The organism is Janthinobacterium sp. SUN118, assembly GCF_030397695.1.
Taxonomy (GTDB): domain Bacteria; phylum Pseudomonadota; class Gammaproteobacteria; order Burkholderiales; family Burkholderiaceae_D; genus Janthinobacterium.
The window spans coordinates 1,993,121-2,005,937 of sequence record NZ_JAPUBV010000001.1 but is presented as its reverse complement, the minus strand read 5'-3'; the positions used below and the strand labels follow the sequence as shown (position 1 = coordinate 2,005,937).

Below are 12,817 nucleotides of genomic sequence, written 5' to 3'. Positions count from 1 at the left end.
CGTCCTCGCCATCCTTTCTCCCTATGCATGAATAAGCGGTGCCAGCCACGCTACATGCGTGCAGCGCGGCTGGCCTCGATGGCGGCCAACCGGCCTTGACCATGATGCAGACACGGCCGTCAACGTCGACGGCGATCACGCGCCCCACGGCAGTCCGGTACTGCGCCAGCGACATGCCGGCAGCACCCACCGGAAAAGCGCCGCGCGTACTAGCACAGTTTTACAGTCAATTTGGCACTGCCCGCACCAGGGAACTAAAAACCCGCCGAAGCGGGTTTGAAGTGAGGATGAGCGATATGGGCTACACGGCCTCAAGAGCAGCAAGGCGCAGTTCCAGGGCCTCATGACGCGCCTCTGTTCTGGCGATACGAGCCACGAGGCCACGGGCAATGAACAAGTTGAGTTGATCGTTGCGCAGGGAATACAGACTACCAGCCTCCCTGATTACCACTTGCGAGGCCTCCACGGCCTCCGCGGCGGGTACAACGACATTCCCAGCGGCGTCGACATGAGCCGGCTGAGCTGGCACAGCCGCCCGATAACCCAGCTCCTCTTCCCACTGGTCGAAACAGATGAAGCCGTATTCGAAGGGATCAAGTCCATGCTGTTCCATGATGGCAATGATGCCCTGCACCGTGGCGCCGATGTGCCGACGCGCATCCGCCCCTTTTGCCTGGATCGATTCCAACCACTTATAAGTACCGATGCTTGCAGCGACGGCCTCCGCCGCGCTGATCTCACCGTCTGTCATTGCACGGATAGCTGTCTTCATCCTGGCGTCGGATGTGTTGATGGCGCCTGTTGCGGCATATACCGTGGTGTACCTGGTTGCAGATGCGCCAAGGGACAGCACGTTATCTGACGTGGGGTACAACTGTTGCGGATTCATGGCGACGATATCGCTTAACACGCCACCTTTTCGCAGCTGAAACAAGAACGTGGAATCCACGGCACTATTGTTGCTTAACATACGCCCGCACAGGCCATAGTCGTTATACGAATCCCATATCGAGGGGTTCAGGCCCGAGGCCTTCGCCGAGAACACACCGTAGCCATTTTGCCCCTTCGAAATAATTTCAGTTGTTCCCCCTGAAGTGACCGTCAGCTTAGGGGAACTTATCTCGGCATAAACTAAATTGCTGAACGTCATCGCCCCGGCATCCGTGACACGGAATCGCTCAACTGCATTCGTAATCATCGACAGCGTGCCTGCTACCGGCGAATACAGGCCATGCCCACCGGTGCCGATCAGATACCCGACGGTTGCCTGCACTGATCCCGTGAATAAAGGATTGCTTTTGGGCGCTTTCAAATCCAGCTCTGCTTTTTGCGCGGCACTTACTGGCTTTTCTGCATCCGGGGTATTGTCGACGCTACCCAAACCGACATCGGCCTTTTTGCCTGACGTGGCCACCGCTGCAAACGCCGGTCGACCAGCAATGCTCGACCAGACCGGAACGTAGGTGGCCGGCAGCGCATCCGTAATGCCATAAGCTGCCAGCGTCGTCGCGCGCACCGCTTTTTTGCTGTCCAGCTCGGCCAGCGCCGCCTGCACATTCGCCGCAGCGATCCCGCCCACTGGCGTGCTGCTGATTTGCGAGGCCACGTTGGTCGGAATCGTCACCCAGGCGCCGGCCTGAAACACGCGCAGGCAGCCGCCGTTCATCAGCGTATCCCAATAGATGGCACCGGTCAGCAGCGCCCCACCATTGCTGTCTACGGTGGGAGGCAGCGCCTTGGCGCCAAGATAGCGCGCATCCAGCGATTTGAAGGATGCCGCAGCGGCCGATGCCGAGGTTTCCGCAGTCTCATCCGACAGTTCCGCAGCCACTGCCGACGCAGCCGCTGCGGCAGCACTCGCGGCCGCTGCGGCTGCGTTTTGCGGTATATCAATGATATCTTTCGCCAGAGCCAGCTGGTTCAGCTGTCGGATCAAGTCTTTCTGACCGTGGTAAAAAGCGTCATTCATTACAGTTCCTCGATTTCAAGTTTCGCGGCATATGCCTGATGGTATTGATTGGCGATGGAGGCCAGGTCGGCCCAGCGTGCATAAATCAGCTGGCAGACCAGGTCCTTCTGTCGGTGGTAAAAAAAGTCAGTCATCAGATTTCCTCGATGTCGATGGTGGTGGCATAGGTTTGAAAGGACGGCGTGGCGATGGCGGCCAGGTTGGCCAGCCGCCCGTAGACCTGGTGCGCCTGTTCCAGTTCAGGGTCCTCGTCGTCGGGAAACAGGCTGGCAAAAAGAGGCCGCGACAGGCCGCTGCCGCGCACGATGCGCCACAGGCCGGCGCGGTCCATCGCCGTCATGTTCGACAACGGCAGAGTCAGCTTGCGGTACTGCGCTCCCAGTTCCACGTTTTGCTGGCCGGCGGCCGTGCGGTACTGCGTGCTGGTGTCGACGAGGGCCAGTCCGGCGCCGTACGCGGCGTTGTTCTGCGGACTCCAGTAGCTGCCGACCACCAGGCGCGCCGCCTCCAGGAAGCCGGCCGGATTCTCCGGGTCGCTCAAGTCGATCAGCAGGACCCGGAAACTGGTGATGGGAAACCAGACGCGCGCATAGGTGCCGCCGCCATATGAGAAGGCATTCACGCCCAGCGGCAAGGCGCCCCAGTCCCACAAGCCCAGCGGTGCGTAGTCGCACGCCGCCACCGCGCCCGTATCGAACAGCGGGACGCTGTCGCCGGGCTGCGCATAGCCGCGCACCCGTATCCTGGCCAGGGGCGTCAAGTTGCAAAACGGCAACGCGACACAGCCGCCGAGCTCCGGCGTCGGCCAGATGGCGCTGATGCTCAGCGCGGTGCCAAGCGAGCGCAGCACCTGGGCGCGGTCTTCCGTCAGCAGGTTTGCCGGGCCCAGCGCGCCGCTCTGGCTGGACGCCGCCAGCGCGGCCCGGTCGGCGGCATTGTCGTGGATGATGCGCAGATGGCTCATGCAGCCTCCATGCGCGCAGTTGGACGGGTATCAGGCATAGGCACGATAGTTTTCCTTTGTAGTGTCGATGTGTAAAAAAAGCGGGCGCAGGTAACCCTGGCCGGCAAGCGGGAAAGCGGGAACGTCGGCATCAAGCGGCGGCCGTCCGCGCGCGCATGCGGGACGGCGCCAGGAAACGGTAGAATTGCGGGAAAATCCGGCACGGCCAGCAGGCCGCCATGTAGATCAACAAAAAAGGGAGACACCATGAACGATGTCGTACAACACGCACTGGCCCACGCGGGCAAACCGGCCACCACGCCGTGGGTGGTCACCCTCGTCAACGGCGAAAAACTCACGGGCCCCATCTCGCCGCTGAGCGATGGCTGCTACGCGATCGGCCTGGGGCAGATCAAATACTTTTCCAGCGACAAGGTTGCCTGCCTGAATGTCTCGGGCGCGGGCGCCTTCCCCATCTGATGACGCCACCGGCAGGACGTGGCGGCGCGGACCTGGCCGCGCAGTTGCTGGCACTGGAGACGGCGCTGCAAAGCCAGGCCGTGCGCGCCGATAGCGCCAGGCTGGCCGCGCTGCTGGCCGAGGAATTCGTCGAGTTCGGCAGTTCGGGCAATCGCTGGACGCGCGCGGCCACCCTCGCCGACCTGCCCGAGGAGCAATTCTGCCAGCGCAGCATCAGCCAGTTCCAGGCCCGCTGGCTGGCCGATGACGCGGCCTTCGTCACCTACCATTGCCTGCGGCACGCCAGCGCCGCCCTGCCGGCCGGCGCCAGCTGGCGCAGTTCGCTCTGGAAGTGGCGCGATGGCCGCTGGCAAATGGCTTTCCATCAGGGCACGCCGATTCCCGGCTGAGCGCCCCATCCCTCTCCATGAGTACACGCTGCCGGCATGCCAGCGCACACTGGCAGCGCAATCGGGAGTCTGGCCTGTCGCACGGCAACAACAAGCCCGTCGCGAAAAAAAATCGCTGCATCCGTGTTGTATTACGAGCGTGACGACGTGATCGGCACGGCCAGATCGCCCTTGTCTTGCGCCGCCACAGGGAACAGCGGCGCCAGGCGCAGCACAATGCACGGCCGGACACGCCTGCCGGCTCTCCACTATGCACCCGCCTGATATTGACGACAAATACGATTTTATTCGTCTATTCAGTCGAATTTCATATGAATTGTTGCGCCTGGAAAATGGCATGAATACCAAAACTTTCCGTGCTAGCATGACTTTTCGTCCAGCCAAGCAACGCCTGCCTGGACCTTTCGAACAACCTCGACCGATAGGAGCCGTTTCATGATGACACCGCATGCCAGCACAGTCCGCCACACCCTGATCGCCCTGGCCATCACTGCCGCCTTCCCCTTGCAGACGATGGCGCAGGGACAGACGCAGGACAGCATTCCGGCGGCGACCGCCGGCACGCCCGCCGCTGCCGTCGCGCAGGCGGGGCCGGGACAGCTGGAAACGGTGATCGTCACGGCGCAGCGACGCGCGGAAAACATCAAGGACGTGCCCATGTCGATCGCCACCCTGAAGGGCGACAAGCTCGACACGCTGACGGCAGGCGGCGCCGACATCCGCTTCCTCAACAGCCGCTCGCCCAGCGTTTCCGTCGAGTCCGACTACGGCCGCACCTTCCCCCGTTTCTACATCCGCGGCCTGGGCAATACCGACTTCGACTTGAACGCCTCACAGCCGGTGGGCCTGGTGATGGACGACGTGGTGCAGGAAAACGCCATGCTGAAGGGGTTCCCCGTGTTTGACGTGGACCAGGTCGAGGTGCTGCGCGGCCCGCAAGGCACCTTGTTCGGCCGCAACTCGCCGGCCGGCGTGATCAAGTTCGATTCCGCCAAGCCCGTCTTCAAGACGGAAGGCTACCTGAGCGGCGGCTTCGGCAAGGATGGCATGAAGAACCTGGAAGGCGCGTTCAATGTGCCCGTCAGCGACACCGTGGCCTTGCGCTTTTCCGGCCAGACGCAGCGCCGCGACGACCGCGTGCACAACCCGCGCCCCACCGGCACGCGCGACTTCGAAGGCTATGAAGACAGCGCCGCCCGCCTGCAGGTGCTGGTCAAGCCCACGCGCGACTTCAGCGCCCTGTTCAACGTGCACGCGCGCAACCTCGATGGCACGGCGACGCTGTTCCGCGCCAACATCCTGAAACAGGGCACCAACGACCTGGTCGACAATTTCGACTACGGCTCCTATCCCACGGACGGCATCAACCGCCAGCACCTGAAAACCAAGGGCGGCAGCATGCGCCTGAAATGGGACCTCGACGGCGTGACCCTGCACTCGATCACCGGCTATGAAAAACTCGATTTCTACAGCCGCGCCGACGTCGACGGCGGCTACGGCGCCGTGTACGCGCCCCCGATGGGCCCGGGTTTCATCCCCTTCGTCGTGGAAACGGCCGACGTGATCCCGGACCACAAGCAGATTTCGCAGGAATTCCGCGCCGAGTCCAGCGCCAAGGGACCGCTGCAATGGATCGCCGGCCTGTTCTATTTCAAGGAAGATATCCAGATCGACAGCATCAGCTTCAACAGCCTGGCGCCGGGCAATCCGCAAAACAGCGCCTACGCCACGCAAAACCAGAGCTCGAAGTCGTACGCGGCCTTCGGCTCTCTCAACTACACGGTGTCCGACGCGCTGAAACTGCGCGCCGGCCTGCGCTACACGACGGACAAGAAGGATTTCTCGGCCAAGCGAGTGGAAGCGACCACGGCCGGTCCGTTCAACCTGAACGACACCTCGCACAACGTCAGCTGGGACTTGAGCGGCACCTATGTGCTGACGCCGGAAACGAACGCCTACGCGCGCATCGCCACCGGCTACCGCGCACCGTCGATGCAGGGCCGGCTGAACGGCCTGGCCGACCGCCCTTCGTTTGCCGGCGCCGAAAAAGCGCTGTCCGTCGAGGCCGGCATCAAGCAAGACCTGTTCGACAAGCGCGCGCGCCTCAGCCTGGCCGTGTTCCAGTACCGCGTGAAGGACAAGCAATTGACGGCCGGCAGCGGCGCCGTCAACATGAACCAGCTGATCAACGCGGACAAGGCCACGGGCCAGGGCGTGGAACTGGACTTCCAGGCCAACCTCAGCGACTCGCTCAGCATGACCCTGGGCGGCAGCTACAACCACACGGAAATCCAGGACAAGAAGCTGTTCGTGCAAAGCTGCGGCAATGCGCAGAACAACCCGGCCAGCGGCTGTACCGTCACCGACCCGCTGGGTCCGTTCAAAGGCACGGCCTACATCGACGGCAATCCGCTGCCGCGCGCGCCGGAGTGGCAAGCCAACTTCACCCTGAAATACAGCATCCCCGTCGCCAACGGCGAATTCTTCGCCTACACGGACTGGTCCTACCGCACCAGCTACAACTTCTTCCTGTATGAAGCGAAGGAATACAAGGCCAAGGAATTGCTGGAAGGCGGCTTGCGCGTCGGCTACAAATGGGACAAATACGAAATCGCCGCCTACGGCCGCAACATCACCAACCAGATCCAGTCGCTGGGCGCGATCGATTTCGACAACCTGACGGGCATCGTCAACGAACCGCGCACGTATGGCGTACAGTTCAAGGCGTCGTTTTGAGGGTTAAAAAATAGGGGAAATCCGCGCTGCCAGAAAGGCCGTTCAATGCGAGTTGAACGGCCTTTTGCCCATTCCATGCATCCAGGCTTGCCCGAAAGCCATTTCGCCAAATGCATTGGTAAATTTTGGCAAACGGTGGCGACATTTGGCCACGGCATGCCCTCTTTGCTGTTTCAACAGCAACGACGGCGGCGCACGATGTTCGGCATGGCCGAGGCAGCCTATGAAGCCGAGAATATCAGTGCAGGGGCACGTTTGCGGAACAAAGCCGGTTTTACGGCACTGGCGAAGACTGGCAAAATAGTGATCACTATCTTGGAAAATGGCATGCGCGCTTGGTGCCCGGAGCCGGAATCGAACCGGCACGCCCTTACAGGCGGGAGATTTTAAGTCTCCAGTGTCTACCAGTTTCACCATCCGGGCAGCGCGGCAAGATTCTAGCACAAGTGATACCGATTACACCATCTTGCCCGGCAATTGGCATATCGCCGTCACTCGCTGCCGTGGCTGCTCTCCCTGGCCTTGTCCTGCGCTTCCTCCCTTGACGCCACCCCGTTGAAGAACAGGTTCAGCAGCACGGCAACGACGGCCGCCAGCAAGATGCCACTGTGCAACAGCGGCGACAGGGCTTTCGGCATGTGCTGCGCGTATTGCTCGGCCACCAGGGGCAGCATGCCGAAGCCGATCGACAGGGCCACGATGAACAGGTTGTTGCGATTGCTCTTGTAATCGACGCCGGCCAGGATACGGATGCCGGTGGCGGCAACCATGCCGAACATGACCAGCCCTGCCCCGCCCAGCACGAACGCGGGCACGGCTTCGGCCGCCTGTGCGATTTTCGGGATCACGCCCATCACCAGCAAAATGATGCCGGCCGCGACGCAGACCCAGCGGCTGCGCACGCCCGTCACGCCCACCAGGCCCACGTTTTGCGAAAACGAGGTGTAGGGGAAGGTGTTGAAGATGCCGCCGATCAACGTGCCCAGGCCATCGACGCGCAGACCGCGGCTGATGTCGGCTTGCGTGATGCGCCTGTCCGTCATGTCGCCCAGCGCCAGAAACATGCCCAGCGATTCGATCATGACGACGATCATCACCAGGCTCATGGTGACGATGGCGACCAGGTCGAACGTCGGCATGCCGAACTGGAACGGCGTGACAATGGCAAACAGCTGGGCGCTGGCTACCTTGGCGAAATCGGCCTTACCCAGCGCGAATGACAGGGCCGTGCCCGCGATGATGCCAATCAATACGGCAATATTCGACAGGAAACCGCGTCCATACTTGGCCACCAGCAAGATGACGGCCAGCACAAAGAAGGCGATGCCCATGTTGTCCAGCGCGCCGTAGCCGGGATTGGCGATCATGGGCGCGGACCCGGCTGGCGCGGGCAAGCCGGCCGCCGTGGCGGCAGCGGCCATCTTGACGAAGGCGGGGTCGGCAATTTGCGCCATGGCCGGCGGCCCGCCCATGGCCCAGTTGACGCCCACGCGCATCAGCGACACGCCGATCACGGCGATGATGCTGCCCGTCACGACGGGCGGAAACAACGCCAGCAATCGGCTGATGAAGGGGGCGATCAGCATGGAGACGACGCCGGCGCCGATCACGGCGCCAAAGATGCCGGTGATGCCCAGAGCGGGATCGCCGGCCATGGCCAGCATGGGGCTGACGGCGGCAAAGGTCACGCCCATCATCACGGGCAGGCGGATGCCGAAGTATTTGCCGAGTCCCAGCGACTGGATCAGGGTCACCAGGCCACAACAGAACAGGTCGGCGCTGATCAGCGCGGCCACCTGCTCCGGCGGCAGTTTAAGAGCACGTCCCACGATCAAGGGCACGGCAATGGCGCCCGCATACATGACCAGCACATGCTGCAGGCCCAGGGTAAATAGCTTGCCGGCAGGCAGTATTTCATCGACGGGCGATATGGCTGGCACGGTGGCGCCGGCACTGCGGCGGTGGATCGACTTCAAGCGGGGCGAGGCCATTTACGCTCCCCTTCCTGTCATGCGACAACCGCGATGGGCGGGGATAGATGCGGAAAGGAATGCTGGACGACAGGAATACGGCAGCGGCGGATGAGGCATGCGAAGCTCCTTGAGATGGGACAGGCAAGGAAAGCCATGCACGCTTCGTGCCAGGCCGATTGTATACAGCCATTGTGCGAAAACCCGTCACCATCGCAACGTCAGGCACCGGACGCACTGTTTTCTGGCATGGCGGCGTGCCCTGTGCACCAGCCGGTGGCAGAAGGTGGGCCAAGAACCGCTATGCGCTATGAAAACCTGCTGCATGTGGAATTGACGATCTGCGATGCTCACTGACGCGGCGCCCCTTACCTTCGTACAGCCGTGCTTCTGATCCAGCGGAGGCGCCAAGCCTTCCTTCTGCTCGCCACGATTTTGTCAGGCGCCATGCGCCAGAAGACAACTGAAAGCAGAAATCCAGAAACTGGAAGCCCAGCTGCTCAGTTGCTCAGTTGCTGGCGCAAGCGTCCAGCAGCGCCTCCAGTTGCCGCGCATAAGCGGCATGCAGGTGTTCGCGCGCCAGCAGGGCTTGCACTTGCGCAAAGATGCCGCGGGCCGGCACCGGCGGCAAGGCTGGCGCCACAGGCCGCGACGTGATGCACGGCTGAGCTACCGGCCACGGTTCCGGCGCCGCTGGCCCTGCCGCACAGCCGCTGAGCAAGACAACAAACATCAGACAGGCAAACAGCGGGCAACCGCGCGGCAAGCCGGATACGCCTGGCGCCCTCCTGGACGATGGCATCATCGACGGCTTCATGGCAACTCGCTGGCGATCAATGCCTCGGCCGCGCGGCAGGCGTCGCCATCTGGCTGCAGCGCCAGGATGCGGCCGGCAGCCGCCTGCGCGTCCACCTGCCCGGTATGCGCACCGGCCAGCGCCTGCTGGACCCGCGCAGAGCGGCGCGCGCCCTCCTCGCGCATCACCTTCAAGGCATCATTCTGGCGCCGCGACGCCGCTTGCATCGCCTCTACTTGCACGGCGCAGGCGGCACGGCCCGCTTCGCGGCCCCAGCGCTGGGCGGAAAACACAGCCGCCCCAAGCAACAGCAGCATGGCCAGCACGGCCAATGGCGGCTTCATGCGAGCACCTTGCGCGCCGTCTGGTACAGGGCCAGTCGCTCGGCCAGGCCATTGACGCCGCCATTGATGCGGCGCGTCACCTTTTCCTGGTCGTCCGCATCGGCCAGTCCGTTCAAGCCACGCGATTGCCAGAACCAGCCCGCCGAGCGGCAGGCATAGGCCGTCTGCTCGAGCAAATCCGGCCTGGCCAGCAAGTCGAGACCCAGCGCCACGCCGCACGCCGCATAATTGGCGCGTCCCGTCACCTGCAGCAAGCCGCGGCCCTTGAAACGCACGCCGTCGCCCGCGATGACATTGCCGAGATTGGCGCGTCCCTCGTACGCCGCTCCGCTGGCCAGTTCGCGCACATAACGCAACTGGCCAGACTCGTGGCCCACCTGCGCCAGGAACGCGGCCTGGCGCAGCGGCGTATTAATGCCGAATTCCGCCATCGCTGCGTTCAAGTACGCCAGGAACAGGTTAGCGCGATGGCCGGCCAGCGGCATGATCTGTATCAATTGGGCGCCCGTCACAGTACGCCTCGCACGTCCTTGACGACGGCGGCCGCATCGGCCGCCAGTTCGCCGATATCCTTGCCGCGGCGCTTGTCGAACCAGCGCACGCAGGCGCCCAGCACCCACCAGGCGGGCAAGCCGGCCGCCACCATCAGCGGCGCGGCGATGAACAAAAAACCGGTGGCCGGATCGCCGCCATACAGGCCAGCCACGGTCTTCGCGCTGTCGAACAGGCTGGGCCACCAGGACAGCACGGCCGCCACGAGGACGGGGCCGAGAAAAGTGGAAATGATGATGCTGGAGCAAAAGCGGATGAACGCCTCCTTCGTCGACTGGGGCCACATGAACATGAAGCCCAGCGAGGTGGCGGCGGCGCCGGCCAGCACGGGCACGCCAAACAGTTTGATCAGTGCGCCGCCGGCGGCGGTGGTTTCGATGGCCATGATTGCCTTTCAGGTGGTGGAAATGAAAAAACCCGCCGGAGCGGGTTGGGGAGTTGATTGCTGATTGATTACACGATATTGACCATCACGAAGGTTCCGCCGTTCGGCTTGATCGGGATCACCCGACCGGCCGTGCACAAGTACTGCGGCATGCGAGATCGTCCTCGTGCATGGCGATGCCCTTGGTACCCGCGGCTTCCGTGTACCGGCACGATGTAACCGTCCGCCTGGGCATCCAGCACAATGACCCGCGCGCGACAAGTGACGGCCATGCAGTCGATCTTTTGAGTTCGTTTCCCTGCGTGGCGTCAAGGTGACCATGACCTCGGCATCCTGCCACATGCCGGCGTTCGCGATCACCGGCACAGTGGCCCTGGAGACCTCCTTTCTGGCCCTCGTTCTGCTTCCGGACGCGGCTGCAGCATGCCCACATTGACGCCCACTGAGGCCAGGTCGGCTACCGGAGAAAGAGCCGGTGGCTATGACAAACCACGACATCCGGCTTTGTACGACGTCTGGGCAGACCTGAGCCAAAATCTGCAGAGTCCGTTTTGAGCACTAGAGGTCGGCACTCGCGACCATGCTGCCCAAATAGGTAGTTGCCATGCCAGCCGTGACATTTGGCATGGCAGCTGTATTACATCCCCAGAAAAGCGCACCGTCAGGATATACCTGCGTATAAAGAATATTTGTTGGCGTACCATTTTCGCCTACCACATTACCGATAGCACCAGTTTGTGGGCCATTAAAGCTCATCGCCGGGGCACCCCGCATAGGTACGCCATGATGTATGAACCGGGCATGCGTTGCCGAACTTACATAGCCCATGGCCAGGTTAATTACTCGACAACGGCGTAGGCAGGCAGCCAGCAATGCTCCAGGTTCCTCGACGCAAAGCGGCGTAGCGGGACCTTTCTCAAGTTGTACGTCCGAGATAGTGATGAATCGCTCGGCCACATTGAGCATATTGGATACAGAGCTATGACCGAACTTATTGCCAGCGCTCCAAACATTCGCCGTGGGTGCATGAAACTCACTTCCGCATGCCACGAAGAACCATAATGACAAACCCGGACCGGTATCGTTTCGCCAGGTACCGGAAACGTCGCCGGGGATGACTACGACATAAGAACCTGGGCCGGCGGCCAATGTCACCGGGGCCACATAGCTACGGTCGCTATTACCGTTACGAACGGTGACTGCTATTGTTGTCACCTCACTGGCGTGGGCACGAAAGGACACCGAAATACTTTTTGCTGCAGTAGTACCGAAAAGAAAGTCTGCAATGTGGACGCCTTCAATCCCGGTGCCCAGGCCCACATAATCGACTGAAGCTAAAGATGCTTTCACTTTCGCGGTTTGAATGTAAGCACCAGGATATCCATTCGATGACACCGGGCCGTTGTAGTTCACTCCACAGTTCGCAAAAGCACTGAGCAATGCCGAAATACCCGTGCGCCAGCCGTCCGCGATATACACATTGTCCGTGGATGCTCCCGTCACCCCGCGCTGATTGACGCGGAAAGAGCCGTTCAAAATACGGTTGCGTGAACCGCCTACGGGACCACCATTGATGCTGGCCAAGTTAAAGGGCTGTGCTGCGCTACCGGCAAGGGCAGCTTTTTCATCAAGCGCCGCCCGTTGTGCAATGCTGACAGGCTTCGCACCATCGGATGTATTGTCTACATTGCCCAGGCCAATATCTGCTTTGTTGCCAGAAGTGGCCACTTTGGCCAAGCTGGCCGTCGCCGCTTTTTTCAGTTCAAGCTCGCTCAACGCCGCCTGGACGTTCGTCGCCAGCAGCGCACCCGCCGGGGTACTGCTCACCTGCGATGCCACATTGGCGGGGACCGTTACCCAGACGTTGGCCTGGAAAACGCGCAGGCAGCCACCGTTCAACACTGTGTCCCAGTAGCAAGCACCATCCACTAGTACGCCACCGCTGTTATCTTTGACAGGAGCTAGGGCCTTGGCCCCCAGATAGCGGGCGTCGAACGAGGCGAAGGCGGCAGAAGCGAAGGCACCGGATGCCGACGCACTGGCCGCATCCGCACTGGCGCCAGTCGCCGCCTGTTCTGCCGCTGCCGCGCTGGCCGCAGCGGCAGCGGCAATGGCCGGGATATCGACAATGTCCTGGACAAGCGCCAGTTCGTTAAGCTTGCGCAGATAGTCGGTCTGGCCCGGATAGAAATTAGCTGACATGATATTTCCCTTTCGGAATAGATGACGAATAAGATAAGAGCCAGGAACCAA

The 12,817-nt window shown here is 61.9% G+C and carries 12 protein-coding genes and 1 tRNA gene; 3 read left to right on the top strand and 10 right to left on the bottom strand.

The window, feature by feature from the left end; translation table 11 throughout:
- Positions 1-301 precede the first annotated feature (301 nt).
- The 3 genes from O0880_RS09175 to O0880_RS09165 are packed head-to-tail and all read right to left on the bottom strand — an operon-like array spanning position 302 to position 2,933.
- Entirely contained in the window at positions 302-1,969 is a 1,668-nt protein-coding gene (locus O0880_RS09175) for a tail fiber domain-containing protein (protein ID WP_289886112.1), read from the bottom strand.
- Positions 1,969-2,103, bottom strand: a complete 135-nt coding sequence (locus O0880_RS09170) for a hypothetical protein (protein WP_289886111.1) — start codon at positions 2,101-2,103, stop codon at positions 1,969-1,971. Before O0880_RS09170 ends, O0880_RS09175 begins: the two co-directional genes overlap by 1 nt.
- On the bottom strand, positions 2,103-2,933 hold the full coding sequence (locus tag O0880_RS09165; protein ID WP_289886110.1) for a hypothetical protein: 831 nt from the start codon (positions 2,931-2,933) through the stop codon (positions 2,103-2,105). Before O0880_RS09165 ends, O0880_RS09170 begins: the two co-directional genes overlap by 1 nt.
- Positions 2,934-3,179: 246 nt before the next feature.
- Here O0880_RS09165 and O0880_RS09160 point away from each other — a divergent pair, with 246 nt between their 5' ends.
- The 3 genes from O0880_RS09160 (at position 3,180) to O0880_RS09150 (ending at position 6,517) form a co-directional block, all read left to right on the top strand.
- A complete protein-coding gene (locus tag O0880_RS09160) occupies positions 3,180-3,392 on the top strand; it encodes a hypothetical protein (RefSeq protein ID WP_071323125.1) in 213 nt (70 codons plus the stop codon).
- Positions 3,392-3,781 carry a nuclear transport factor 2 family protein gene (locus O0880_RS09155; protein ID WP_289886109.1) on the top strand — a complete coding sequence of 130 codons (390 nt, stop codon included), beginning with the start codon at positions 3,392-3,394 and terminating at the stop codon, positions 3,779-3,781. Before O0880_RS09160 ends, O0880_RS09155 begins: the two co-directional genes overlap by 1 nt.
- A gap of 438 nt (positions 3,782-4,219) precedes the next feature.
- Positions 4,220-6,517: a TonB-dependent receptor gene (locus O0880_RS09150; RefSeq protein ID WP_071326359.1), complete on the top strand. Its 2,298-nt coding sequence runs from the start codon at positions 4,220-4,222 to the stop codon at positions 6,515-6,517.
- Between the two features lie 336 nt (positions 6,518-6,853).
- Here O0880_RS09150 and O0880_RS09145 read toward each other — a convergent pair.
- From O0880_RS09145 to O0880_RS09115, 7 genes are all read right to left on the bottom strand, one after another.
- Positions 6,854-6,940 (bottom strand) — tRNA-Leu (locus tag O0880_RS09145).
- Between the two features lie 68 nt (positions 6,941-7,008).
- Positions 7,009-8,508 carry a nucleobase:cation symporter-2 family protein gene (locus O0880_RS09140; protein ID WP_289886108.1) on the bottom strand — a complete coding sequence of 500 codons (1,500 nt, stop codon included), beginning with the start codon at positions 8,506-8,508 and terminating at the stop codon, positions 7,009-7,011.
- A gap of 487 nt (positions 8,509-8,995) precedes the next feature.
- Positions 8,996-9,292 (bottom strand): hypothetical protein, encoded by a 297-nt coding sequence (locus O0880_RS09135; RefSeq protein WP_289886107.1) that lies wholly within the window; start codon positions 9,290-9,292, stop codon positions 8,996-8,998.
- Between the two features lie 8 nt (positions 9,293-9,300).
- Positions 9,301-9,627, bottom strand: a complete 327-nt coding sequence (locus tag O0880_RS09130) for a hypothetical protein (protein WP_289886106.1) — start codon at positions 9,625-9,627, stop codon at positions 9,301-9,303.
- Positions 9,624-10,139 (bottom strand): glycoside hydrolase family 19 protein, encoded by a 516-nt coding sequence (locus O0880_RS09125; protein ID WP_289886104.1) that lies wholly within the window; start codon positions 10,137-10,139, stop codon positions 9,624-9,626. The genes O0880_RS09130 and O0880_RS09125 overlap by 4 nt, the downstream gene beginning before the upstream one ends.
- Positions 10,136-10,564, bottom strand: a complete 429-nt coding sequence (locus tag O0880_RS09120; RefSeq protein WP_289886103.1) for a hypothetical protein — start codon at positions 10,562-10,564, stop codon at positions 10,136-10,138. The genes O0880_RS09125 and O0880_RS09120 overlap by 4 nt, the downstream gene beginning before the upstream one ends.
- 558 nt (positions 10,565-11,122) lie before the next feature.
- Positions 11,123-12,766 carry a hypothetical protein gene (locus tag O0880_RS09115; RefSeq protein ID WP_289886102.1) on the bottom strand — a complete coding sequence of 548 codons (1,644 nt, stop codon included), beginning with the start codon at positions 12,764-12,766 and terminating at the stop codon, positions 11,123-11,125.
- Between the last annotated feature and the right edge of the window lie 51 nt (positions 12,767-12,817).

Coding starts and splice junctions, on each gene's coding strand:
- O0880_RS09115 (WP_289886102.1), bottom strand. CDS start 12,766: ATGTCAGCTAATTTCTATCCGGGCCAGACCGACTATCTGCGCAAGCTT.
- O0880_RS09160 (WP_071323125.1), top strand. CDS start 3,180: ATGAACGATGTCGTACAACACGCACTGGCCCACGCGGGCAAACCGGCC.
- O0880_RS09155 (WP_289886109.1), top strand. CDS start 3,392: ATGACGCCACCGGCAGGACGTGGCGGCGCGGACCTGGCCGCGCAGTTG.
- O0880_RS09135 (WP_289886107.1), bottom strand. CDS start 9,292: ATGATGCCATCGTCCAGGAGGGCGCCAGGCGTATCCGGCTTGCCGCGC.
- O0880_RS09140 (WP_289886108.1), bottom strand. CDS start 8,508: ATGGCCTCGCCCCGCTTGAAGTCGATCCACCGCCGCAGTGCCGGCGCC.
- O0880_RS09165 (WP_289886110.1), bottom strand. CDS start 2,933: ATGAGCCATCTGCGCATCATCCACGACAATGCCGCCGACCGGGCCGCG.
- O0880_RS09130 (WP_289886106.1), bottom strand. CDS start 9,627: ATGAAGCCGCCATTGGCCGTGCTGGCCATGCTGCTGTTGCTTGGGGCG.
- O0880_RS09175 (WP_289886112.1), bottom strand. CDS start 1,969: ATGAATGACGCTTTTTACCACGGTCAGAAAGACTTGATCCGACAGCTG.
- O0880_RS09150 (WP_071326359.1), top strand. CDS start 4,220: ATGACACCGCATGCCAGCACAGTCCGCCACACCCTGATCGCCCTGGCC.
- O0880_RS09120 (WP_289886103.1), bottom strand. CDS start 10,564: ATGGCCATCGAAACCACCGCCGCCGGCGGCGCACTGATCAAACTGTTT.
- O0880_RS09170 (WP_289886111.1), bottom strand. CDS start 2,103: ATGACTGACTTTTTTTACCACCGACAGAAGGACCTGGTCTGCCAGCTG.